Annotated in this window: 22 protein-coding genes; 7 read left to right on the top strand and 15 right to left on the bottom strand. The window is 29.2% G+C overall.

Going from position 1 to position 25681, the window contains the following annotated elements; all coding sequences use genetic code 11:
• Positions 1 to 82: 82 nt before the first annotated feature.
• The gene (locus tag ACSIGE_RS02760) at positions 83 to 2473 is read right to left on the bottom strand and encodes a TonB-dependent receptor domain-containing protein (protein WP_440881272.1); all 2391 of its coding nucleotides are present in this window, start codon (positions 2471 to 2473) and stop codon (positions 83 to 85) included.
• 91 nt (positions 2474 to 2564) lie between these two features.
• On the opposite strand from ACSIGE_RS02760, the gene ACSIGE_RS02755 reads away from it, so the two are divergent.
• Complete coding sequence (locus ACSIGE_RS02755; RefSeq protein ID WP_440881271.1) at positions 2565 to 2930, top strand: CoA-binding protein; 366 nt, start codon at positions 2565 to 2567, stop codon at positions 2928 to 2930.
• A 100-nt stretch (positions 2931 to 3030) separates the two neighbouring features.
• On the opposite strand, the gene ACSIGE_RS02750 is transcribed toward ACSIGE_RS02755, so the two are convergent.
• From ACSIGE_RS02750 to pyrR, 6 genes are all read right to left on the bottom strand, one after another.
• Entirely contained in the window at positions 3031 to 3972 is a 942-nt protein-coding gene (locus tag ACSIGE_RS02750) for a ribonuclease Z (protein ID WP_440881270.1), read from the bottom strand.
• A 324-nt stretch (positions 3973 to 4296) separates the two neighbouring features.
• A complete protein-coding gene (locus ACSIGE_RS02745; protein WP_440881269.1) occupies positions 4297 to 4620 on the bottom strand; it encodes a T9SS type A sorting domain-containing protein in 324 nt (107 codons plus the stop codon).
• Positions 4621 to 4829: 209 nt separating this feature from the next.
• Positions 4830 to 5153, bottom strand: a complete 324-nt coding sequence (locus ACSIGE_RS02740) for a T9SS type A sorting domain-containing protein (protein WP_440881268.1) — start codon at positions 5151 to 5153, stop codon at positions 4830 to 4832.
• Between the two features lie 39 nt (positions 5154 to 5192).
• A complete protein-coding gene (locus ACSIGE_RS02735) occupies positions 5193 to 5525 on the bottom strand; it encodes a hypothetical protein (RefSeq protein WP_440881267.1) in 333 nt (110 codons plus the stop codon).
• A 5-nt stretch (positions 5526 to 5530) separates the two neighbouring features.
• Positions 5531 to 6463, bottom strand: a complete 933-nt coding sequence (locus ACSIGE_RS02730; RefSeq protein ID WP_440881266.1) for an aspartate carbamoyltransferase catalytic subunit — start codon at positions 6461 to 6463, stop codon at positions 5531 to 5533.
• Between the two features lie 26 nt (positions 6464 to 6489).
• Complete coding sequence (pyrR, locus tag ACSIGE_RS02725) at positions 6490 to 7041, bottom strand: bifunctional pyr operon transcriptional regulator/uracil phosphoribosyltransferase PyrR (RefSeq protein WP_440881265.1); 552 nt, start codon at positions 7039 to 7041, stop codon at positions 6490 to 6492.
• Between the two features lie 138 nt (positions 7042 to 7179).
• Between pyrR and ACSIGE_RS02720 the strand changes: the two genes are divergently transcribed.
• Positions 7180 to 9072, top strand: a complete 1893-nt coding sequence (locus ACSIGE_RS02720) for a SulP family inorganic anion transporter (protein ID WP_440881264.1) — start codon at positions 7180 to 7182, stop codon at positions 9070 to 9072.
• A 24-nt stretch (positions 9073 to 9096) separates the two neighbouring features.
• Here the strand turns inward: ACSIGE_RS02720 and ACSIGE_RS02715 are convergent, their stop codons facing one another.
• The gene (locus tag ACSIGE_RS02715) at positions 9097 to 10038 is read right to left on the bottom strand and encodes a hydrogen peroxide-inducible genes activator (protein WP_440881263.1); all 942 of its coding nucleotides are present in this window, start codon (positions 10036 to 10038) and stop codon (positions 9097 to 9099) included.
• 115 nt (positions 10039 to 10153) lie between these two features.
• On the opposite strand from ACSIGE_RS02715, the gene ACSIGE_RS02710 reads away from it, so the two are divergent.
• Together ACSIGE_RS02710 and ACSIGE_RS02705 are read left to right on the top strand one after the other, a co-directional pair.
• Complete coding sequence (locus ACSIGE_RS02710; RefSeq protein WP_440881262.1) at positions 10154 to 10624, top strand: Dps family protein; 471 nt, start codon at positions 10154 to 10156, stop codon at positions 10622 to 10624.
• Positions 10625 to 11239: 615 nt separating this feature from the next.
• Complete coding sequence (locus ACSIGE_RS02705; RefSeq protein ID WP_440881261.1) at positions 11240 to 13246, top strand: M12 family metallopeptidase; 2007 nt, start codon at positions 11240 to 11242, stop codon at positions 13244 to 13246.
• 114 nt (positions 13247 to 13360) lie between these two features.
• On the opposite strand, the gene ACSIGE_RS02700 is transcribed toward ACSIGE_RS02705, so the two are convergent.
• The gene (locus ACSIGE_RS02700) at positions 13361 to 14065 is read right to left on the bottom strand and encodes an energy transducer TonB (RefSeq protein ID WP_440881260.1); all 705 of its coding nucleotides are present in this window, start codon (positions 14063 to 14065) and stop codon (positions 13361 to 13363) included.
• A gap of 167 nt (positions 14066 to 14232) precedes the next feature.
• Positions 14233 to 15021 (bottom strand): sulfite exporter TauE/SafE family protein, encoded by a 789-nt coding sequence (locus tag ACSIGE_RS02695; RefSeq protein ID WP_440881259.1) that lies wholly within the window; start codon positions 15019 to 15021, stop codon positions 14233 to 14235.
• A gap of 241 nt (positions 15022 to 15262) precedes the next feature.
• Here ACSIGE_RS02695 and acs point away from each other — a divergent pair, with 241 nt between their 5' ends.
• Entirely contained in the window at positions 15263 to 17188 is a 1926-nt protein-coding gene (gene acs, locus ACSIGE_RS02690; RefSeq protein WP_440881258.1) for an acetate--CoA ligase, read from the top strand.
• 94 nt (positions 17189 to 17282) lie between these two features.
• Here the strand turns inward: acs and ACSIGE_RS02685 are convergent, their stop codons facing one another.
• The 4 genes from ACSIGE_RS02685 to ACSIGE_RS02670 all read right to left on the bottom strand — a co-directional run bounded on the left by ACSIGE_RS02685 (position 17283) and on the right by ACSIGE_RS02670 (position 19750).
• A complete protein-coding gene (locus tag ACSIGE_RS02685; RefSeq protein WP_440881257.1) occupies positions 17283 to 17561 on the bottom strand; it encodes an STAS domain-containing protein in 279 nt (92 codons plus the stop codon).
• Positions 17562 to 17670: 109 nt separating this feature from the next.
• On the bottom strand, positions 17671 to 18207 hold the full coding sequence (locus tag ACSIGE_RS02680; RefSeq protein WP_440881256.1) for an RsmD family RNA methyltransferase: 537 nt from the start codon (positions 18205 to 18207) through the stop codon (positions 17671 to 17673).
• Positions 18208 to 18216: 9 nt separating this feature from the next.
• A complete protein-coding gene (locus tag ACSIGE_RS02675) occupies positions 18217 to 19032 on the bottom strand; it encodes a DUF3822 family protein (protein WP_440881255.1) in 816 nt (271 codons plus the stop codon).
• Complete coding sequence (locus tag ACSIGE_RS02670) at positions 19016 to 19750, bottom strand: hypothetical protein (protein ID WP_440881254.1); 735 nt, start codon at positions 19748 to 19750, stop codon at positions 19016 to 19018. The genes ACSIGE_RS02675 and ACSIGE_RS02670 overlap by 17 nt, the downstream gene beginning before the upstream one ends.
• A 106-nt stretch (positions 19751 to 19856) precedes the next feature.
• On the opposite strand from ACSIGE_RS02670, the gene ACSIGE_RS02665 reads away from it, so the two are divergent.
• Both ACSIGE_RS02665 and ACSIGE_RS02660 read left to right on the top strand, forming a co-directional pair.
• The gene (locus tag ACSIGE_RS02665) at positions 19857 to 21284 is read left to right on the top strand and encodes an ATP-dependent DNA helicase (protein WP_440881253.1); all 1428 of its coding nucleotides are present in this window, start codon (positions 19857 to 19859) and stop codon (positions 21282 to 21284) included.
• 206 nt (positions 21285 to 21490) lie between these two features.
• Positions 21491 to 23971 (top strand): PIG-L family deacetylase, encoded by a 2481-nt coding sequence (locus ACSIGE_RS02660; RefSeq protein ID WP_440881252.1) that lies wholly within the window; start codon positions 21491 to 21493, stop codon positions 23969 to 23971.
• 65 nt (positions 23972 to 24036) lie between these two features.
• Here ACSIGE_RS02660 and ACSIGE_RS02655 read toward each other — a convergent pair whose 3' ends face one another.
• Positions 24037 to 25671 carry a class I SAM-dependent methyltransferase gene (locus ACSIGE_RS02655; protein ID WP_440881251.1) on the bottom strand — a complete coding sequence of 545 codons (1635 nt, stop codon included), beginning with the start codon at positions 25669 to 25671 and terminating at the stop codon, positions 24037 to 24039.
• Positions 25672 to 25681 lie beyond the last annotated feature (10 nt).

The following is a 25681-nucleotide window of genomic DNA, read 5'->3' as shown; positions in this document are numbered from 1 at the left end:
ATTATTATACACACTATCTTTTATATAACTTGACACGTATCGTATCTATTTATTGGTTATGTTAATGATTTCTTGGTGTTTTTTACATAAATCCACCACTTCCTTTTTCATTATGGTCTCTTTTTCTCCTCTCTTTAGCGCGATTTTTTCCACCTCCAAATCTATAATTGAAACCAATATAGGTGTTTCTACTTTCCCAATTGAATTTTCCATTTTGGGTAAAAGGGGTTTCAGATTGAAATTGAAAACGCATTGTATTAAAAATATCATTCACTCTAAAGGTAATACTACCTTTGCCCTTTAAAATACTATAATTTGCTCCAAAATTGACCATTCGCATAGGGGCAACTTTCCATTGAATATTTTCAAAACTACCTCGATACATTGCAAATAGTTGAAAACTCATATTTTTAGTAGCGTTAAAATTATTACTAATCCGAGCATTAAAAACTTGATTTTTTACCTCTAATCTAGAAGCATTTTGATTATTTAAATCATTGGTGCCAAATTGTGTTTGAGCATAAATATCCATGCTAGCATTCGTTCTCCACCATTTAGTAATTTTATAATTTGAAGAGAGTTCTAGTCCGTAAGAATTTGTGTCGTCAAAGTTTTGATAAGTTAAAATTTGACGAACATTGCTAGGGTCGCTTGTATCTTTAAAAGTTGCTCTTGAAATGACATCGTTAATATTACGATAAAAACTTCCGATAGTAATGGATCCACCCTTAATTTTTCTAGTATAATTAAATTCTATGGAATTTGTAAACTGAGGTAATAGTTGTGCATTACCGACTGAAGTAATTAAAGCAGTACTCCATTCTCTAATTGGATTTACTTGTTGGATATTTGGTCTGTCTACTCTTTTACTATAACTTAACTGAAACTGATTTTCATCTGATGGGTTATAAGTAAAAAAAGCAGAAGGATATATTGTGAAAATATCATCAGTAACTGTTTCATTACCTAATGTTTCTTGTTTAAATATCCCTTTAATATTAAATTGTTCAATTCTAGAGCCTAATTGTATACTTAATTTACCTAACTGATGACCGTAATTAATATAACCGGAATAAATTTTTCTGTCATAAGAGAATGACGAATTATTAAAACCAGTTTGGTTAGTAATATTTGTGTTATATGAATTATTTGCTCGGTATTCAAGCCCAAGTTCTAATTTTCCATTTTTAGATAAAGGATTCGTATAATCAAGGTTGATTAAAGTGTTTGATCTGTCATTAAAAATATCATTAAAATAATTTAAGCTACCATCATTTGTTTGGATAAGATCATTATTTAAGAAAAATTGAGGAGTTTCATTTTTTGAAAATGTTGCTTCGAACTCAATATTGTGTCCTTCTGTATCAAAATCATGTTTATAATTCAGGTTATAAGCTTGGTCTTTACTATCTGATAATTGATTGTTAGGAGAGATATTGGTAATTATTCCTGAACTATCAGTAATTATTGCACTTCCATTAGAATTACTTTTAAACCAGTTTTGAGTAGTATAAAAAGATAATGTGTTTTTATCATCTAAATAAAGATCGGCTCCTATTTTAAACAAATGAGATTCATTATCATTTATAAAATTAATATCTTGATTATTTATTCCCTTTCTATTTATAAAACCGAAATTATAGCGGTCACCGATGTTAAAACCATAATTTCCAAAAAAGTTAACTTTTCCAGCTTTGTAGTTCATGTTTGTAGAAGTATTATAACGAACATAATGTCCAGCTTCAATTCCAGTATTTAAAGAGCCATTAAAACCTAGATTGGCATTTTTATTTAAAATAATATTAATAATACCACTCATACCTTCTGGATTGTATTTTGCTGAAGGATTGGTAATAAGTTCAACACTTTTAATAGAAGACGAGGGTAATTGCTTTAGTAATTGAGATGCAGGAACATTGGTAGGTTTACCGTCTACTAAAACTTTTACATTTTCATTGCCTCTTAAGCTAATATTTCCTGTTTGGCTATCTACACTAACAGATTGTACGTTGTTTAATAATTCAGAAGCGGTTGCACCAGCGGAAGTAAGATCTTTACCTACATTAATTACTTTTCTATCTATTTTTTGAGTAACTGTAGACGTTTCTGCTCTTACTTCTACTTCATCTAAAGTTGTTGAATCCTCTTCTAGTGAAATAGTTCCTATTTCAATGTTCTTATTTTGTTTATTTATATTTATTACTTTTGTGAAAATTGAGTAACCAATAAATTGAACTTCAAGGATGTTTTTGCCGAAAGGAATATTTTTTATTATAAATTTTCCAGTTTCATTAGTTATTCCTCCAGTTATTATTCTCTGTTTGGTGTCTTTTATAATTATATTTACGTATGGTAAAGGCTCATGTGTAATTTTGTCAATAACTTTACCTGACACGACTCCAGGTTTTGGTAAATTTTTTCCAAAGGAGGAAAAGCTCATAAAAATAATAAGCATTGTTAATAATTTTTTCATTTTGTGTTTTTTGAATCGTTTATGTTTAACAGACTGTTAGAGCTTTATTTTTGTTACAAGAAAAAAAAAGATTAACTTATTTTTAAGAAAAATGAAAAATACAACATTGGTAATTGGAGCTTCTTTGCAAAGTACTAGGTATTCAAATAGGGCAATAGAACTTCTTGCTGAAAAAGCCGTGCCTACAATAGCTATAGGAGCAAAAGAGGGTGAGGTAGCAGGTATAAAGATTTATAAACATCAAAAAATGTTTGAAAATATTGATACAGTTACATTATATATAAATCCTAAAATTCAAGAAGTTTATTATGATTATGTGATTAGTTTATGCCCTAGAAGGGTCATTTTTAATCCTGGAACCGAAAACGTTGAGTTCACGAAATTATTAAGACGTAATCATATTCTTGTTCAAGAAGCATGTACGTTGGTTTTATTGTCTATAAATCAATATAGTTAAACTATAATTTGGGGCTGATTACCATAGATTTCAGCCTTTTTATATGCTTAAAACTTTAGTTTAAAACTATTAAGCTTTCTTAAAAAAGAAATACCTTTTATTAAGTTATAATTTCGGTAGGAGGGGAACTAAGAGAGTAGCGACTGCCAGTTTCTGCTAGCTCAACATTTTTAAAAATTCTTTCAGCTTCCGTTTTAAAATTATTTATATTCTTATATCTACTAGAATAGTGCCCTATGATAAGTTTTTTAACGTTTGCTTGATGGGCTATTGAAGCAGCTTGTGCTGCTGTAGAATGTTTTGTTTTTTCGCATAAATCTTCTCTATCGTTTAGAAAGGTAGCTTCGTGATATAAAACATCGACATTTTCAATGATAGGAATAATATCTGGTTTATAAGCTGTATCGCTGCAAAAAGCAAAACTTTTCGGGGTCTCAGGCTCTATAGTTAATTGAGAATTTGGAATAATTTTACCCGAAGAGAGTTTGAAATCCTTACCAAGTTTTAAATTATTATAGTCACACTTTTCAATTTCGCAATATTGTTTTATCTTTTCAATATCAAGCTTTTTTGGTTTAGCTTTTTCGGTAAATAAAAAACCATTAGTATAGATTCTATGATCCAAAGGGATTGTTTTAATTATTACTTTTTCATCTTCAAAAATAATTTCACTTTCTTTTGATGAAAGTTCATGAAAAATAATTTTATACTTTGTCCATGATTTCGATAATTTTAATTGTAGAACAGTAATTTCTTTAATTCCTTTAGGACCAAATATATGTAGTGGTTTTTCTCTATTTAGAATTCCAAAAGTAGAAATTAGCCCTATTAATCCGAAAAAATGATCACCATGTAGATGAGAAATGAAAATATGGTTTATTTTAGAAAAACCTACTTTATATTTACGCATTTGTCTTTGTGTCCCTTCTCCACAATCAATTAAAAAATGCCTATTATTAATTTCTAAATATTGAGATGTAGGATAAGCATTCGAGCGAGGGGTTGCTGAATGACAACCTAAAATAGTAAGGTTTAAATGCATTTTAACGATTGCTTTATTATACGCGAAATTCTAACAGACATTATTTAGTAGTTCACAGATTTGATAATATTTCTTTTTTCAAAATAGTAAAATGCTATTAATAATAAAAATGGCAATAACGCATGTAAATAAAAAAACATATGACTATTATTAAAAGAAGTTTGAAAACGAAAATATAAAATTCAAATTGAAAAATAAATTTATTTTTCAATTTGAATACTATTTTGTTGGTAATATTTTCTTTCTTTCTTTCTTAAAGTAAAAGGTTTCTTGACTGAATAAATAAGTAATAGTAATTCATAATAAAGTTTGACGTCAATGATATTATTTGACAACAAATCTCTTAGACAGAACTTCTTTACTTGTTTCGATAGCGTATAGATACATTCCAGGACTTAAAATATTGTGTTTAAAAGCAATATTATTCATTCCTTTATGTGCAATAATTTTATCTATTAATATTGATTTACCTAATATATCAATAACTGATAAAGTTACAGCTTGAGTTCTTATAGATTTAAATGAAATTTTCGTTTCAATTCTAAATGGATTATATTTTAAACCCAATTCTTTAATTGTTTTATTTTTTTGAGCACACATAAAAGTTGTAGCAAGTAATAATGTGCATAATAGTTTTTTCTTAGCCATAAATAATTCATCGGGGGTATGAATAATTAATATGATTGCTTTATAAGCTCCTTGTAAGTTGTAATATTAAAAACTTAGTAATGAACCACATGAAGTAGTTATTCGTAAAAATTTTAAAGAAAACAACTATTTTAGCCTACATAAATTTAAAATAGATAACAACCTATCATGTAACACTTTTAAGAAAGTCAAAATGTTACTAAAATAGCTTATCTAATAACAAACCTTTTTGAAACAACTTCTTCTGTTGTTTGAACAGAATAAATATACATGCCTGTACTATTATCATTTCGTCTGAAAGGAATGCTATTAATCCCTCTTTCAGCAGTCATTTTTTCTTTCATTATTGATTTTCCTAAAATATCAACAACGGTTACAACAACTGTTTGTATTTTATCAGATTTAAATGATATTTTTGTTTCTATATTAAATGGATTGGGGTGAGCACCCAAGCCTTTAAGCGTATGATTTTTTTGAGAGAATACATACGTGGTTAAAAAAAATAATACGTAAAAGAGTAGTCTTTTTGTCATAAATAATTAATTCATTAGGGGTTATGAATAATTGAAAGGTTAAAAACCTAGATTACGCTGAATATTCTCAATCTCTAGTACATCTTCCGCTTCTATAAGTGTAGGAACAATATTTAGTTCTTCGGGAAATTTATCAATATCTACACTATTATCAATAATCACAAAAGATAAACCTTTCTTCTTTTGAATAAAAGCATATTCCAAAAGTAACAAAATATTTTGTTCAGAAAAATTATTTTTTGAAGAAAATTCTAAAATAATATGAGAACTCTCTATTTTGTTATAAATCTGTTTAAACTTATTTAAAAAAGAGTTAAATGTTTTTTCTTCAGAAGTAATAAGTTTATAATTATTATTTTGCTTAATTTCCATCAAAACTATCTTTTTATTTTTTGCGCTAATAAATAGATGACTGCCATTCTTACAGCTACGCCATTTTCTACTTGATTTAATATAATAGATTGCTCACTATCGGCTACATCACTTGTTAATTCAACTCCACGGTTTATTGGTCCAGGATGCATGATTACAATATCTTTTCCTAAATTATCAAGTACATCTTTATTAATACCAAAGAGTTGCGTATATTCCCTTGTAGAAGGAAAATATTTAATATCCATTCTTTCATGCTGAACTCGAAGAACATTGGCTACATCACACCAGTCAAGGGCTTTTTTTAAATTGGTTTCGACTTGAACACCAAGACTTGTAATGTATTTAGGGATTAGAGTGCTGGGGCCACACACCTTAACTTTTGCTCCTTGTAATTTTAATGCGAAAATATTAGAAAGTGCAACTCGGGAATGTAAAACGTCGCCAACAATAACTATTTTTTTTCCTTTTAAGTTACCATTTAACGCTTCACGCATAGAAAAGCTATCAAGTAAAGCTTGGGTAGGGTGTTCATGAGTTCCATCTCCTGCATTTACTATTTTAGCATCAATGTGTTTAGAAAGAAAGACACCAGCACCAACGTTCGAGTGTCTCATAACAACAATATCAACTTTCATAGAAAGTATATTATTTACAGTATCAATAAGCGTTTCGCCTTTTTTCACAGAAGATTGACCTGCTGAAAAATTGATTACATCTGCAGAAAGTCTTTTTTCTGCTAGTTCAAAAGACAGTTTCGTACGTGTACTATTTTCAAAGAATAAATTAGCAATCGTAATATCTCTTAGCGAAGGAACTTTTTTAATTGGTCTATTAATAACTTCTTTAAAATGCGAGGCAGTTTCAAAAATAAGTTCTAAATCTGATTGATTTAAGTATTTGATTCCTAGCAAATGCTCAACACTTAACTGCTTCATTTTTAGTTGTTTTATGAGTTGTGTTTTTAGTTGTGTTTTTCTTTGTTTTCAATATAGATAGCATCTTTGTCATTAGTTTCTTTCCAATGAACCAAAACTTTTTCTTGATTTATTGCATCTACTTGTCTTCCTCTATAAGTTGGTTGAATTGGTAAATGACGACTAAAACGCCTGTCTATTAAAACAAGTAATTCAATATTTTCAGGTCTTCCATAGGACTGTATGGCTGTCAATGCCGAACGAACACTTCTACCTGAGAAGAGAACATCATCAACAAAGACGACTTTTTTACCTTCAACTAGGAAGTTTATTTCTGTTGAATTGGCCTCTAGAGGTTCATTTCGCCTTCTAAAATCATCTCTGTAAAATGTTATATCGAGTAAACCTAATTGTAAACCTTTTATTGAATATTCATTCTTTAAGATTTTAACCAAACGCTTGGCCAAATAACTTCCTCTAGGTTGGAGGCCTATGATAACAGTATTGGCAAAATCGTCGTGGTTTTCGATTAACTGACACGCTAATCGATGCAGAATGATTTCAATTTCTTTTGAATTAAGTAGTTTTTTTCTGCTCATTGTTGCTACCAAATTTTGTATGATAGTTTCAATTTCAAAATTACTACAAAAAAATAGTGTAGCAAAAGTTAAACGTAAAAACTATATCAATTAAATTATCTTTAAATTTGCCAACTTTTAGAAAAGTATTGAAAGATTATGATGAAATACATTAGAAATAAAAAAATAAAAGTTAAAGATGATTCTTTAGCAGGTATCACTGTTTCTTTAGCAATGATACCAGAAGTTGTAGCTTTTGCCTTTGTGGCACAGATAAGCCCTATTGTTGCCTTGTTTGGTGCTTTTGTAATAGGAAGTATTTCTGCTATTTTTGGTGGAAGACCTGGCTTAATTTCAGGTGCTGCTGGTGCAGTTGCCGTTATTTTTGTTAATATGATACAGGAAGGCCATGCTAAAGGATTACTTTTTGATACTCCAGTTGAGAACATGGGCTATTTTTATTTATTAGCAGCCGTTGTTCTAATGGGAGTTATCCAAGTGTTGGCAGGTGTTTTTAAGTTAGGTAAATTTGTTCGTTTAATACCGCATCCTGTTATGATGGGATTTGTTAATGGATTAGCAGTTGTTATATTTATGGCTCAATTGGGAATGTTTACTGAAAATTCAAAAGATCTTTACGGGCAAAACAAAAGAATTACTGAAAATAAGGAGTTAGTATATAAAATTGACGGTAATAATGTTAAGGATATTACCTCAAATAATACGATTTTTCGTATTCAAGATAAATCAGTTTTTAACAATGAAACTAATGAAGAATTATTCTTAATATCAGAGGGGCAGGTATTTGATATAAGAAGCAAAAAAGTTGTTTATAATTATAATGATGAAGGATTTCATTCTGTTTTAGATAAAGGAGTTCTAAAAACAAAAATGAAAGGCTCAAAATTATATATAATGATTGTATTGGTGTTATTAACCATGCTAATTGTTTGGGGGCTACCAAAATTGACAACCAAAGTGCCAGCTGCATTGACTGCTATTTTAATAATTACTTTTATTGTTGTTTTTGGAGGAATTGAATCAATTAACGTCGGTGATTTTATTAGAAATGGAGGAGGTATAGGCTTAAATGGTTTTGATGAGTTGTCAAAAAAAATGAATTTGGCTCAACTATGGAGTAATCTACCGTTTAATTTAGATACCCTTAAATTTATCGCTCCTTATTCTTTTTTAGCTGCTTCAGTAGGTTTAATTGAAACTTTAATGACAATGAATTTAGTTGATGAGCTTACCGATTCTAGAGGAAATGGAAACAAAGAGTGTGTAGCTCAAGGAGCCGGTAATATTCTAAGTGGAGTTTTCGGTGGAACAGGTGGTTGTGGGATGATCGGACAAACGGTAATCAACATAAATGCCGGAGGTAAAGGAAGACTATCTGGAGTAATGATGGCTGTTACTCTTTTAGTTTTTATTCTTTTTGCAGATAAATACATTGAGCAAGTACCTATTGCAGCATTGGTAGGGGTAATGTTTATGATGGTAATAGAAACTTTTGCTTGGTCTAGTTTTAGAATTATGAATAAAATTCCTGTCTCGGATGCAGTAGTACTGATAATTGTTTCTTCCGTTACTGTTATTTTTGACTTAGCGATTGCTGTTTTCGTTGGAGTTATTATTTCTGCTTTAGTATTTGCATGGGAAAATGCAAAAAAAATTAGAGCACGAAAGAGAATGAAGGCAGATGGGACCAAGGTATATGAGATATGGGGGCCTTTATTTTTTGGAAGTATTACAGCGTTTAATGAAAAATTTGATGTTAGAAACGATCCTGATAAAATTGAAATTGATTTTATCGAGTCAAGAGTTTCAGATCACTCAGCTATTGAAGCAATCTTTAATTTAGTTGAGAAGTATGAAACTGCAGGAAAAAAGATAGTGCTTAAGCATTTGAGTGAAGATTGTAAAGTGTTGCTTTACAAAGCAAATGAAAAGTTTCAGACTATTATTGAAGAAGATATTGATGACCCTAGGTATCATTTAGCAGAAAATCCAGAAAAATTTCCAAAGCCTTTATCTGAATATGAATTTTAAAAAAATCCCGATTACGGGATTTTTTTATGATTTATTTAAAGGGCTTACAATTTCTACGTCGCTAAAAGCTATAGCACCTCTAACAACACCATCAATAGTATTTTTTAGTGATTCTATAAGTTGCATTTTTAATTGTGACTTGTGATATATCAAGCTAACTTCTCTTGCTGGTGGAGGAGTTTCAAATTCTCTCAAGTGCCCCTTATCTTCCTCATTCAAATCTAGAGTATTAAGATAGGGTAGAAGCGTCATTCCAAGTCCATCTTTTGATAATTTAATTAAAGTGTCGAAACTTCCACTTTCTAACTGAAAACGAATATTTTTATTACTTTTATGTGTTCTACAAATATTTAAAACACTATCCTTAAAACAATGACCATCTTCTAACAATAAAATATCTTCTACATTTAATTCATCAACTTTAATTTTATTTTTTTTATATAGGTCATGATCTTCAGGTACTAATCCAACAAAAGGCTCATAGTATAAAACTCTTTCTTTAATAGCTTCATTTTCTAGAGGTGTTGCGGCAATAGCGGCATCAATATAACCGTCTGTTAACTTTCTTATAATTTCATCTGTTGTTAGTTCTTCTATTATCAGTTGAACTTTAGGGTAGTTTTTACTAAATGTTTTTAAAAACATAGGCAAAAGAGTAGGCATTACGGTTGGAATAATTCCTAGTTTAAATTCTCCGCCAATATATCCTTTTTGTTGATGGACAATATCAACGATTCTATTACTTTCGTCCACAATAACTTTAGCTTGTTCTACAATTCGTTTTCCTACTTCTGTAAGTTCTATTGGCTTCTTTGATCTATTAAAAATTTTAGCGTCTAATTCTTCTTCAAGTTTTTGTATTTGCATACTAAGTGTTGGTTGTGTAACAAAACAGTTTTCTGCCGCAATAGTGAAATTTTTATATTCTGCAACAGCTAATGTATATTTCAATTGAGTTATAGTCATTCCTATAATATTTTTTGATAAATATATTAAAACAATCAATATAATTTATATTAAATTCGGATTAATTTAGCCTAGCTTTGTCTTAGAAAAACTAATAAATCAAAAGGTAATAAATATGGCAGTTTCAATTTTAGGTTTGGATAAAAATAAAACAGATAAATTAACAAAAGAGTTAAATAATTTGTTAGCTAATTTTCAGGTATACTATCAAAATGTTAGAGGGCTACATTGGAATATAAAGGGGAAAAACTTCTTTGAGTTACATTTAAAATTTGAAGAGTTATATACGGATGCCCAAGAAAAAGTTGACTTAATTGCGGAAAGAATTTTGACATTGCAAGGAACACCTCTTCATACCTTTGAAGATTATCAGAGTCAAGCATCTGTGCCTATTGGTAAAAATATTTCTAATGATGAAGAAGCAGTAAGCTTAGTGGTTAATTCTTTGACAGAGTTATTGAAAATAGAAAGAGTAATTCTTGATTTATCGGATGAAGCTGAAGATGAAGGGACTAATTCGATGATGAGTGATTTTATTTCAGAACAAGAGAAAACATTATGGATGATGAATGCTTGGTTAGGTTAAACTAAAGTATTTTTATTGTAAATAATTACGAAAGGTGATATAATTTTATATCACCTTTTTTGTTTACAAATGTTTAATAGTAATAGTTTAAAACTTCATTAAAGCTTTCTCCAATACTATACACATGAATACCTGAAAGCTTGCTTTTTTCTGCTTACAGATACTACATTTATCATTTTGAAATAAGTAGATTCAATTTCTTTTTTAATCAATACGTTGTTTTATTTAGAATATACGATAAATATAAAAGATTACATTTCTAAAAATCTATTATATGGATTGATATTTATGCGGTTATCTATTTTTTTTGATGCTTTAAGGGTATTGAAAAATATTTTTTTCTTATTCCTATAATATAGAGTGATAAATTAATTTAATATAAGTAAAGAGCGCAAAGTGTTCTTAAGCGTGAACAATATTTCTATGTGTATTCAATTTGAGAAATGGAAACATATTACAATTAGAAATATTCTTTTTACTATAGATACAACTGCATCTTTATTTATAAAATTTAAAATTGATTTTTTATACTGTAAATGGTTTACGCATAGTTTTTTAATTATTAGAGAGTGAATAAATATGTGTTTGCCAATAACCCTTTTACACATAAATAAAATGAAAACTAAATTAAATTTAAGTAAAAAAGTACTGTTTTTAATAAATAGACTTTTAAAAGAAAAAAATGAAAAAAACATTGCTGATTTTCAATTTGACCATTTAAAAAAACTTTCTTGGTTACCGATAATGCTATTATTTTTATTTCATAGTTGTCAGGATGAATACCATATAAAAAATAATATTGAAGAAGAAGTTTTATCAAATAATAATAGTCTTGTTGATATAGATTATTTAGGGCAAAAATTGACAGTTTTTAAAAGTAATGGAAATTATTTTTATTACGATGATGTCATATTACCTAAAAAAAATGTGATTGAGCTAGGGTTAAAAAATCTTTACACAAAAAGTAAGGATAAAAATATTGCTTTAAGTGGAGAAGATATTTTAAAAGAATTAAATACAGGAAAAGTCATTAAGGTTACCCCATTTCCAGATGGCATAATAAGATTTTATATTGATCCTAAATTTAATGAAGAAAGAAAAAGACTTATTAGAGCAGCAGCAAAAGACTGGCAAAATGCTGTGCCCGCATTGAAGTTAATAGAACAAAATAAAAAGAGTACAAAATATATTTATATTAAAAAAGTAAATACAGGATGTAGAACTAATGGTTTAGGTGCTAGTATAACAGAGATGCAATTAAGTGATACTTGTGACTATTTAAGTATTTTACATGAATTTGGGCATGTGGTTGGTTTGGAGCATGAGCATGTACTACCAGATAGAAATGATTATATTACACTAAATACTGATGCATTTTTATATATTCAAAATAATTTTCCAGACCTACTTTACAAGGCAATTGGAAATTATATAATAAGTAAACCTAGTTATAGAAACCCTTTCTCTTTTAGTCAAGAATCAATTATGTTGTATGCCAGTTATCCTAGAAACGCTATTGCACTTAGAGATGCTTTAAAACGAGAAAAACTTCCTCTGTATACATTTAAAGATGGTTCTGATGTTAAAAGGCAAACCCCTGATAATAGTTTGCCAAATAAATTTAAAATAAGTCAAAAGGATATTAATTTAGCAACTTTTCTTTACAAAAAGAATAATGATTTAAATTCCAAAGATAGGTTTATTTACATTAATAATATTGACTATTCAAATCTTGAAGTATATATTCACACAGCGCATTCTAATGAAATTATAGATTTACCTATTGGTTTAAATACAGGTAGTGTTATTGCTTTACAAGTTAAAGCTAATGGAAGTGTCTATTATGAAGGGAACCATGTTCGGGAAGTTTTTTTTAAGTACAATCATGATAAAAGGAATGTAGAGAATGATAGTCGACTTATTTTTAATACTAATAATATTTTGTTTAATCCAAATCGTAGTGATGCTGATGCTCCATTAGTATTAAATTACAAATCTAAGCCTGTAACCAGAGAAACTATATGTTTAAAAGGATTTTCTTCTTATGGAGGTAAAAATGGTAGAGTTATAAGTAAGTTTCAGAATAATTCGATTTATATCAATTTACATAAATGGGAAACACCAAGTAGGAAAATAAATCCAGAAAAACTTATTAATTATAAAAGTAATAGGTATGATAGTAATGGTTTTATCACTTTTGCAAATGAATACAACTCTAAAAATATTAAAAATGTTAGGGTAGGATTAAATTCAACAACTGATTATTACTTTAATTTCAATTACAATGTTAGTTTTAATCTAAAAAATAGGTATCTATATATGAGCCGATTAGATTGGTATAATTGGTATTATGTAAATCAACTTGATTTGGGTGAAAGTAATGATGTGTATGGCGGAGATGAATTTAATTTGGGGTATTACTTAAATATATTTAGTTATGGTATTGAATACAGACCAAATGATGATTACAATGAAAGTTTTCCTATAATTGATTATGAAACCGGATATTATTCAAGTATGATTGATGTTAATGGGATACATGGCAATACCAAACCTGCCTATGTTCATGTTAAGCCTGAGAATAATGGAGCGCAAGTAAGAATAAAAGTTTCCATTAAATAAAATATTGTAGATACTATCTTAAAAAAGTACATTGGTTTGAAGTTAGAGCTATACTGATGTACTTTTTGTAGTTGTAAAAAACAAAGGCTACTGTTTATATTTAACTAAAACTATCTATTTTTCAATCTTAAATTCCATAGGAATATTAAAAAGAACATCAACACTCTTATTATTGTGTTTTCCAGGAATGAATTTTGGCAGTAATCTTATAATACGTTTAGCTTCTTCTTGTAAAGATTTATTTTTTTCTGAAGAAATTGCTTGAATTCGCGAAACATCCCCTTTTTTATCAATAACAAACTTTACTAAAACAACCCCTTCAATATTACGTTTTAAAGCTGTTTTTGGATATAAAAAATGTTTATTTATATGGTGTTGCATTTTTTGATTGAAATTATCATACTGTCTTCCTGAATCTCTGTCCGCTTGATCAAAAAGAGGAATAAAATCAATATCTGTAAAGTTGATAAGCTTATCGTTATTTGCATCAAGCAGTTTAGTGGAAATAGTAGCTATATTTCTCTTGATATTAGATATATCTAATTTAGTCGAAGCTTTTAAATTTTTTGCTAAGTTTTCAGATTCGAAAATAAATGTATTAGATAATTTTTTATTTCTCTTTTTTAGAAAACGATGATGATCGTTTGAGGGTAGAGATGATTGCTTTATTTTTGGTGAAACTTTACATTTCTTTTTTAAGAAAAAAATCGAATTTAAGTCACTTTTATTGATATCAGAATCTAAAGTACAATGCTGTGAAAAGCTTTGTTGAAAAATAAAATAAAATAATAAATTTGATACAAAATAAATTTTTGACATAAACTCGATTTTCTAGTAGTTGAGTTTTTGGTTTGATATTGAGCATCAAACATAAGAAATAAAGATAAGGCTTATATCCTTTAATAGATTAAGAGAGTCTTTTAGCCGATAAAATACTCTTTACTTCAGATGTGACATTTTAATGATTTTGTATTTTGGTTTATATATCAAATCAAATTTTTAAAAATAGAATTAAATAAAATTTTAAAACCAATACAAGCAATAAGAATAGCAGTTGCTTTTTTTAATTTTAGTGGATTGAGCAATTTATTGCTTAATCTATTTCCTATTATACTCCCCACAAAGACAGTTGTCATCAAACTTAATGAAAGAAACCAATCTATTTGAAATTTAGGATTATAAGTTTGACCAATTAATCCACCAATTGAATTAACCAAGATAAAAAAACTACAGGTTGAAGCAATTTTTTTTGAAGTATCCCATCTGATAATATGTAGAAAAGGAGCTAAGAATATCCCTCCTCCAATACCAACCAGACCTGATAAAAAACCAATTCCTCCTCCATATAAGGCACTTTTTAATGCGCTTGTTTTTTTTGAATTAGTATCAGTAACTATTTTATAGGATCGCCACATTATGATTGAAGTTATTACTAAAACGGTACTTAATGTTATAAGAAAGAAGGTTTTATTAATCCTTAAAAGCCCGCCTGTAAAAGCCATTGGAACACTGAAAATAACCAAAGGAAATACTTTAATCCAATTAATTTTCCCTATTTTATGTAAGATAATTAGATTGGTAGCTACAACGATAATATTGCAAAGAAGCGCAGTAGATCTTACTTGAATAAAAATAATTTCTGTTAAGGATAAAACAGCTAAGTAACTGGAGCCTCCCCCGAAACCTACTGAAGAGTATATTATTGAAATCAAAAAAAATAGAAAAACAAGATGCCAATAATCTATCAATATGTTTGAAACTAAAATTGTGAGCATAATATCATATAAAAAGTTACTAAAATACCACATTTAATAGTTGAAAATTAACAGAAGTAAATTACCAGATGTTAAAATAATTAATTGTTTTTTCTTATTTGTAATAAGTAAAATTGTTTTTTTTATTGTTTAGTCTTTTATTTTGTTGTTTGGGTGTGTAAAATTAGTTATTGGTAGAAAAAAATATAAAATAAAAAATTTAATATTATTTTAGTTATAGATATTTTAAACATAAGGCTTAATGAGTAATTATCATATAAAAAATTTAGAAGAATATTATCAGGTTTATAGAAGGTCTGTTAGAGACCCCGAATTATTTTGGGAAGAAATCGCTGAAGAACATTTTGTTTGGAGAAAAACTTGGAGAAAAGTTTTAGAGTACGATTTTTCTGTACCCGAAGTAAAATGGTTTGAGGGGGCTGAATTAAATATTACTGAAAATTGTATTGACCGTCATTTAGTTACAAGAGGGGATAAAACAGCTATTTTATTTGAACCGAATAATCCCAATGAAAGTCCCCTTGAAATAAGTTATAGAGATCTTTACAGGAGAGTTAATAAATTCGCAAATGTTTTAAAAGAGAATGGTATTGAAAAAGGAGATAGAGTTTGCATTTATTTACCAATGATCCCAGATTTAGCTATTTCGTTATTGGCTTGTGCAAGAATAGGAGCTGTCCATTCTGTTGTTTTTGCTGGCTTTTCAGCATCTGCTTTAGCTACTCGAATAAATGACTGCGAAGCAAAGATGGTTATTACATCTGATGGTGCTTATAGAGGTGCAAAAAAAATAGATCTAAAAGGTATTGTAAATGAAGCTCTTGAGAGTTGTTCTTTAGTAAAAACAGTATTGGTTTCTAAAAGAATTGATTCTAAACCAAATATGATAAAAGGACGAGATAAATGGTTATCCCCTTTACTTGATGTAGCATCTGAAGAATGTGAACCTGAAGTAATGAAAGCAGAAGATCCTTTATTTGTACTTTATACTTCTGGGTCTACAGGAAATCCTAAAGGTATGTTACATACAGTAGCTGGTTATATGGTTTATACAGCTTACACATTCAAAAATGCGTTTAATTATAAGGAAAGTGATGTTTATTGGTGTACTGCTGATATAGGTTGGATTACTGGGCATAGTTATATTGTATATGGTCCTTTAGCTAATGGAGCAACTACTGTTATGTTTGAAGGGGTGCCTAGTTATCCTGATTTTGGTAGATTTTGGGAAATCATAGAGAAACATAAGGTAACTCAATTCTATACGGCTCCAACAGCTATTAGAGCTTTAGCAAAAGAAAATTTAGATTATGTTAAAAAGCATGACTTATCTTCTATAAAAGTATTAGGAACTGTAGGTGAACCTATTAATGAAGAAGCTTGGCATTGGTATAACGACAATGTAGGGAAAAAGAAAAACCCAATAATAGATACTTGGTGGCAAACAGAAACAGGAGGTATGATGATTTCTCCTATTCCCTACGTAACCCCAACAAAGCCAACTTATGCAACGCTTCCTCTTCCAGGTATTCAATTGGCATTGATGGATAATAAAGGAAATGAAATCTTTGGCAATCAGGTAGACGGTCGTTTGTGTGTAAAATTTCCGTGGCCTTCAATGGCAAGAAGTATTTGGGGAAATCACCAACGTTATAAGGAAACATATTTTTCTCAATTCAAAGGAATGTATTTTACAGGCGATGGTGCTTTACGTGACGAAGTTGGGTATTATCGAATTACAGGTAGAGTAGATGATGTCATTATTGTTTCAGGCCATAATTTAGGAACAGCTCCAATTGAAGATGCTATAAATGAGCATCCAGCTGTAGCAGAAAGTGCGATTGTGGGTTTCCCTCATGACATCAAAGGAAATGCATTGTATGGGTATGTGATTCTGAAAGAAGTAGGGGAGGGAAGAGATCATGATAATCTTCGTAAAGAAATAAATCAAATCATTACAGAGCACATCGGTCCAATTGCTAAATTAGATAGGATTCAATTTACCCAAGGGCTTCCCAAAACTCGCTCAGGTAAAATAATGAGACGTATTCTTCGTAAAATTGCTCATAACGAATTAGATGATCTTGGAGATGTGTCAACTTTACTAAATCCTGAGGTGGTGCAAACTATTATCGAAAAAAGGATAAAAAACGAGCTAGTAAACTAATAATAAATCTTTCTTACTTTTCTAGACCCTCAAGTTAAAATTACTTGAGGGCTTTAGTTTGTTTTTATATCAGTCATATTTTTTTAAAGAAATATCAAATTATATTACGTGTCATTAGCTCATCATAAATATCTTTAGTACCATAGCCTACCAAATTTATTTCTTTATCGTGATCAATCGCTTTTGTGAATAAGTTAACGATAGAGTTTACAGTCTTACTATCCATTTCTTTTACCTCACTAATATTAAGTATAACAGAATGATTTTTTTTTAAAAAATTATTGATCTTCTTTTTAACTTTTTTGAAATTAGAACTATTGAGATCTCCTTTCAAGAAAAAAAGATTTTTTTGTTTTGTAATGTTCACATGCATAGTTCCTAGTTTTTTCTAAATTATACATTTAAAAGATTCGGAAACCAATTTTTTGTTTGAGAAAATAGTTATTTCGATTAAAAGCATTTTCCTTTAGGTAAACAGAACTTTAATTTACAAAAAAACTAAAAACACTACCTCCATAACGTTTTTCATAGTCAAAATGATCATGTTTAGATAATGAGGTATGTTTTGAATGTTCAATAATTAAAACACCTTCCTCGGTTATTAATTTTTTTTCAAAAACATAACTAATTATTTTGAAGAAATTCTCATCTGAAAAATCATAGGGTGGATCAGCAAAAATTATATCTGTTTGCAATTGGGTTTTTTCTAAAAATTTGAAAACATCTGATTTGTATGCAGTAATATTAAAATTTAATTCTTCTGATATTTGATTGATAAATTTGATACAACCAAAGTAAGCGTCAACTGCATATATTTCTTTAGTACCTCTCGAGGCGAATTCAAAACTTATATTTCCTGTGCCAGCAAATAAATCCATCATTGATATATTTTCAAAATAATATAAATTATTAATGATATTGAATAGTGATTCTTTGGCCATATCAGTGGTAGGGCGAACAGGTAGTTTTTTAGGTGCTGAAAACCTTCTACCTTTGTGTTTTCCTGAAATAATGCGCATTATTTAAATTTAAAGTAATAGATAAGTTGAATGATTAGTTAGTTCATTATCATTGTTTAAAAAGGACGAAGAACTGTTTATAAAAAAAATATTTCTCACATACTTGTATGCTATTTGATATAAATTAGATTTTTTATCGATATTTCCAATAAAACTTAGATGAAATTTTTCCGGATCAAGATTAAGTTGCTCAGCTATAAATAGTATATAATAAATAAAATCTTCTTTAGTTTCAAATAAGAAAGAATTGTATAAAACTAATTTTTTATCATTTATAACCAAAATATCCATCTGTGATTTACTAACATTGACATACATTTCTTTTTCTTTTGAATCATTAGTCAACAGAAGCTTATTAATTAAAACGGTAATATGATGATTATATTCAAATTCACCGAAGTTTTGAAAAATAAAGTTATTTATATTAACATAAGGAATGTATACATTATGAGCTTCTATGACCTCAATATTGTCATAGGTTAAAAAGTCAGTAGACAAAGTTTTTACATTAAAATCTAAATAAGGTTTTAAATCATTTCTGTCAAAATATTTTTCAGGTACAATAGTAGCTAAATTGTTTTGATGAATAGCACGCACACTTGAAAAGTCGTGTTGTAATGCAATATCATTACTAAAAATGTAAATAATCTTTTCTAATAATAACTCTGGAGAAGAGAGAGTTTTTGTAAATGTATATTCGGTTACATTAAGTATTTGCTTTGTGTCAAAATTACGAACACAAAAAGAAAATCCATCCAAACTAAATTGGATGGATAATTCTTTATATTGCGCTATTGCGCTAATATTTTTAGTCTTTTTTTGCAATTGCATCACCTTTATCGTAGTATGGAGGCCAATTTCCTCCAGTGGTAACTTCTCCTAAAGAACCAACAGAAACATGTGTTCCTTTGATTTGATCACTTTCAACAGCTTCTAGCTCTTGTTTTACTAAAGATACAGATAACCCTTTCAGAATAGGTTCTTTACTAACTTTAGCCTCGAATACAGGTACGTTTAAACCTTGTACTTTCTCAACTGTTCCTGTAGCCAATTCAAATTCTACATTAGTCCCTGGAACCTTGAACATGTTTTTATAATCTTTACCTTCGAAATATTTACTTACTGGCTCATATCCTATCGTATCAATTACCTTTTCCGAAATTTCTTTAGTTATTCCTCCCCCTAACTCTATTGTTTTTGGTTTATTACTAGTTTTTGTTAAAACTAATTGTCCATTTTCTATAAAATTAATTAAGGTATCCTTATTTCTTGCATATTGTCCATTAGCTTCACTGTACTTTATTTGTGCATCACGAATTATTTTTAAATTCTTAATAACTTTTGCATAACGTACTTTTTTCTCTTTGGCGAAATTTATCGGCTCCATAATTCCGTCATAAATCTTGTTAGTCAAGAAAATAGCAAGCGCTAAAAATACTACAGATACTAACCATCTTAATTTTAGTGGCACAAACTTAACAATTACTACGGCTAGCAAAACTGCAACAACAACAGCAGCTGCTAAGATCAATAATAAATTCATTTTATTTCTAATTTTAATATATGATATTCGCAAATCTACAATTTTTTTTTAATCATGAAAATTTTTAAGTATAAATACATTTATCTTTGAAAATTATTACGAATTTATGATCGAATCAAGAAACAAGTTTTATACTGAAATACTTAGAGAATTTCCATATAAGCCTACCATTAAACAAAATGAATTATTAAATGATCTTACAAATTTTATTTTTGAGGATAATAATAGTTCTTTATTCATATTAAAAGGCTATGCAGGAACAGGAAAAACTACTATTATAAGTACAGTTGTAAATAATTTGTGGAAAGCAGGTAGAAAAGCCGTTCTGTTAGCTCCAACAGGAAGAGCAGCTAAAGTTATTTCAGGATATTCGGGTAAGCAGGCATTAACGATTCATAAAAAAATATATTTTCCTAAAAAACAAAGTGGTGGAACTGTTAGTTTTGTAATGCAACCTAATAAGCATACAAATACGCTCTTTATTATTGATGAAGCTTCAATGATATCTGATGAAAAACAAAATTCTAAGTTATTTGAAAACGGATCATTATTAAGTGACTTAATTTCATATGTTTATTCTGGAAAAAATTGTAAGGTTATTTTCATTGGAGATACCGCTCAATTACCACCAGTTAAATTAGATATAAGCCCAGCTTTAGAGGGGGATAAACTATCTTTTGAATTTAATAAAAAAGTAACAGAAATTGAATTAAGTGAAGTTGTTCGCCAGCAAGAAGATTCAGGAATATTATTTAATGCAACGGACATAAGAGTACTTATTGAAAATGGCGCTACAGAGTTTAAATTCAATATTGATTTCCCTGATATTATAAGATTACAAGATGGTTATGATATAGAAGATGCCATTACACAGGCATATGATGGGGGTGACGGGTTAGAAGATACCGCCATCATTGTTCGTTCAAACAAGAGGGCAAATCAATATAATCAACAAATTAGAACAAAGATACGAGGGCAAGAGAGCAATATTTCAACAGGAGATTACGTAATGGTTGTTAAGAATAATTATTTCTGGTTAAAAGAATCTTCTGATGCAGGCTTTATTGCAAATGGTGATATTTGTGAAATTATTAGAATTAAAGAGATTAAAGAATTATATGGTTTCAAGTTTGCTGAAGTTGAAGTTAGGATGATTGACTACCCAAACATGAAGCCTTTTGAAACAGTGCTATTGCTGAATACATTAACTAGTGAAAGCCCTTCACTTACCTATGAAGAGTCAAATAAATTATATGAAGCAGTAAAAGAGGATTTTTCCCATGAAAAATCCAAGTATAAACAGTTTATGGGGGTTAAAAAAAATAAATATTTTAATGCTCTTCAGGTTAAGTTTTCCTATGCAATTACCTGTCATAAGTCTCAAGGAGGGCAATGGAAAACGGTTTTTATAGAGCAACCATATTTGCCTGAAGGTATTTCTGTTGAATATCTTAGATGGTTATATACAGCAGTAACAAGAGCTCAAGAAAAACTATACTTAATAGGTTTTAAAAATGAATGTTTTTACCAATAATTAGTAGTTTTTAGTAAAGATTTATTTAATTTTTTTTTAATTCAAAAGGACATCTTTTTATTTTTCATTTAAGGGTGAAATTAACTTTTAGAGAATTGTTTTTGTGATAATTTATTAAGATGATAAATGTTATCGTTTTGTTAATGTATTATAAATCATAAACAAAAAACTTATTTTTGAGAACTAACAGAACCAAAATATTGAAAATGAACCGAAAAATAATAGTTTTTATTTCATTTTTATTGATATCACTGTCAATAACAGCTCAAAAACCCCTTAAATTATCATCTAATCAGATTTATGAAAGAATTCAAAAGTTGAATTTCTTAGGATCAGCTTTGTATATTGCAGCACATCCGGATGATGAAAATACACGGCTAATAGCTTATTTAGCAAATCATAAAAAAGCAAGAACAGGCTATCTTTCACTTACAAGAGGCGACGGAGGTCAAAATTTAATCGGTCCCGAAATTCGAGAATTATTAGGGGTAATAAGAACACAAGAGCTTCTTGCCGCTAGAGGAGTAGACGGAGGTGAACAATATTTTTCTAGAGCTAATGATTTTGGTTATTCAAAACATCCAGATGAAACCCTAAAAATATGGGATAAAGACAAGGTGTTGTCAGATATTGTCTGGACCATTAGAAGTTTTAAGCCTGATGTGATTATTAACAGATTTGATCATAGAACTCCGGGTACTACACATGGACATCATACTACTTCAGCAATGTTAAGTGTTGATGCCTTTGATCTAGCAAACGATAAAACAAAATATAAGAGTCAATTAAAATTTACTGAACCTTGGCAACCATATAGGTTGTTTTTTAATACATCATGGTGGTTTTATGGCAGTAAAGAAAATTTTGCAAAGGCAGACAAGTCAAAAATGTTAAACTTTGATATCGGCGCATATTATCCTCTTAAGGGGTTGTCAAATAACGAGCTTGCTTCTATAGCCAGTAGTCAGCATTTATGTCAAGGATTTGGACGCTTGACCACAAGAGGAAGCCAAGAAGAGTATGTAGAATTTTTAAAAGGTGACTTTCCTTCAGATAAAAAAGATATTTTTTCAGGAATAAATACTACTTGGACACGAGTTCCGGGAGGAAAAGAGATAGGAGATATTTTAATTAATATTGAAAATAATTTTGATTTTCTAAAACCATCTAGACATATACCCGAATTAATGAAAGCGTATAACATGCTAAAATTATTAGAAAATGAACATTGGAGAAAAATTAAATTAGAAGAGCTTAGGGTAATTATTGAAGCTTGCACTGGGTTATATTTAGAAGCTTCATCAACAAGCTCTAATGCTACATTAAATAGTGAAGTAAAAATCAATTTTGAAGCTTTAAATCGAAGTGACGTTCCGATTCAATTAATCTCGATTGAAATTAAACCTCAAGAAAAACTTTTATTAAAAAAAATAAACCTAGATGCTAATATCAAAAAGAATTTTTCTGAGACAATAAGAATAAATCACATGAGATATTCTACACCATACTGGTTAGAAAAAGCATGGGGGCTAGGGATGTACAAAGTTTCAGACCAAACAGAAATAGGGAATCCAGAAAGTAAAAGACCTGTTATTGTATGTTATAATTTATTGATTAACGGAGTTCCCATTTCATTTATGAAATCTGTTGTATTTAGGTATTCTCAAAGAGATAAAGGTGAAATATATGAGCCTTTTGAAATAGTGCCTGAAGTTACAACAAAACTAAAAAATAAAGTTTTAATATTCGCTGAGAAGGATGCTCAGGAAGTAAAAGTTGAAGTAAAGGCAGGTAAAGATAATTTGAATGGATTTGCTAAAATTGAGGTGCCTAAAGGGTGGAAAGTTACTCCAAAACAAATTAATTTTTCAATTAAACAGAAAGGAGATGTTCAAATAATGAACTTTATGGTTTCACCAACATCAAGTGAGTCAGAGGGGTACATTAAGGCAATAGCCGAAGTTAATGGAAAAACCTATGACAAAGAGTTGGTAGAAATTAATTACAGCCATATACCAAAACAAACTGTTTTGTTACCATCAAGTGCAAAAGTTGTTAGGTTAAATATTAAAAAAGAAGGAAATCATATTGGTTATATACAAGGGTCTGGTGATGCTGTACCAGAGAGTTTAAAACAAATAGGCTATAAAATAACTGAAATTTCTCTTAACGAAATAAATGATAAAAATCTTTCAAAATTTGATGCTATTGTTGTTGGGATAAGAGCCTACAATACAAAAAAAGAACTTCAGTACAAACAAAAGTTTCTGTTGAATTATGTTAAAAATGGAGGAAATATGATTGTACAGTATAATACAAATAGACGCGTTGATGTTAAAGCTCCATATGAGTTGAAGCTATCTAGAGACAGGGTTACTGACGAGAATGCTAAAGTAACTTTATTAGCTAAAGATCACAAAGTTTTACAATATCCAAATAAAATAAGTGCTCAAGATTTTGAAGGTTGGGTTCAAGAGAGAGGACTTTATTTTCCGAATTATTGGAGTAAGGAATACGTGCCAATTTTATCGATGAATGATAAAGGAGAAACTCCTAAAAAAGGGAGTTTGTTGGTTGCAAAATATGGTAAAGGAAATTATATCTACACGGGAGTAAGTTTCTTTAGAGAACTTCCAGCAGGTGTTTCAGGGGCTTACAAATTATTTGCAAATTTAATTGCACTGTAATTTTTTAAAAGTCTAGATTAGTATTATGATAAGACCATAAAAAATACATTTGAGTTGTGTTAAAGCTAAATAATGTAGTCTGATTTTGTTTTAAACAGATTAATAGAGATTGTTGCTAAGTCAGAATTAGGAAACTTTTTAAATACTTTTTCATCAGGGAATAAGCCTATAGACTTTAAAGCGTTCATGTATTCATCAAGTTCTACTATATATTGATCAGAATAACCGTGGGTAGCATCGTAAGCTGTTGCAGCTGTTTTACCTATATTTTTTGCAATTAGTTCAGGTTTGGATGTGTGAAGTTCAATTAGTAAAAGACCAAATTTCTTAACATATGGTTTCCACTTATTAAAATGTTCTTTCAGTGATTGAATAACTAAATTATTATTAAGTTTTTTTCCACGATAAGCATAGGCTCCAGAACAAGAGGTCAATGTTAATTGCTCTCGTTTAATTGGGGGATTCCATATACGATTATGATCTAAAAATGTTCTTACATTCAATAAGTCAGATAAAATAATCCCATATTTATCTTCTAGATCTCTTGACAGTCTGTCAGGGTTTCCAATGTCTCCCCACATAACTTTGGCCCAAATATTTGCTTGCACTAAATTTTTACGAGTTATCTCGAGAGCAGTTTGATTATAATCAATACCAATCAGATAAAGAGGGTATTCTTCTAGTTGCTTTCCTCTTGAAGTATGGTTTTCTATTAGATTGAAAAGATGTATTAAGAAAGCACCACTACCACAGCCAATGTCTAAAATACCTTTAGGTTGTTCCTCTACGGGTTTATTGAATAAACTAATAATAATTTCATCAATAACCTTAAAATAAGAAGCATGAGCACCACCACTTCCCCATACATTCATTGCTCTATCAACATGAGTTTCTTGCATGCCTATATTATTTGACTTTAATTTGTAAGGAGCATTAAAAAAAATAAGTTGATCTAATTTTTTTAACGTTAAAATATAGGATACTGTAACTCCGTAAGCACTTGCTCGTTTTGCAAAAAAAAGGCCTTCATTGGTAAATTCATAGGTTTCTTTATTTTTTGTAAACCAACCTAATCTTTTGAGAATATTTAGTAAACGCTTAAAATTATCAGGTTCACTATGAAATTCTTCAGCTTTGAATTTAGTTTGCATAAAATAATTGTGAAACATATTGTTCATTCCTAACAATACAATAATTGGTCCTACTATAACTCCCTCAATATGCTTTAAAATTTGAGAAACTATATTCTTTTCTTCAGGATTTTCGGGTAAAGGATTGTTTAATTTAGAAAAATAAAACTCAAATAAATTATCTAGTTTTTGTAAAGTTTGTTTTTCGAGACTTAGAACGCAGGAATGTTTTGAATATTCAAGTAGTTCAAAAGCTTCTTTGTATAGATAAAAATAGTTAAATGCAATTTCAGAATTTTTATTACAACTGTAAGTAACAGTATTTTCTATGTTATTTATTTTTTGATCTAACCATCCTTGTGAGCATAAAGTTCGTAAGGCTACATTTAAATACCCATCATTTGCATTAAAATGATTGCTTAGCAAGGTTAGTGATGCTTGTTTTTTTTTTAATAGATATTTAGTAATTCCTTTTTGAAAAAGAACAAATGCAGAGGGACAAGTTACGATTCCATCCAAATGTCTAAATAAATCACTTCTTAATCTCGATTTTTTTTGTTTAGAAATCATGAAAACTTTC

The organism is Tenacibaculum profundi (assembly GCF_052050075.1).
GTDB lineage: Bacteria > Bacteroidota > Bacteroidia > Flavobacteriales > Flavobacteriaceae > Polaribacter.
The sequence above is the reverse complement of the archived record's forward strand: the minus strand, read 5'-3'. Positions and strand labels throughout refer to the sequence as shown.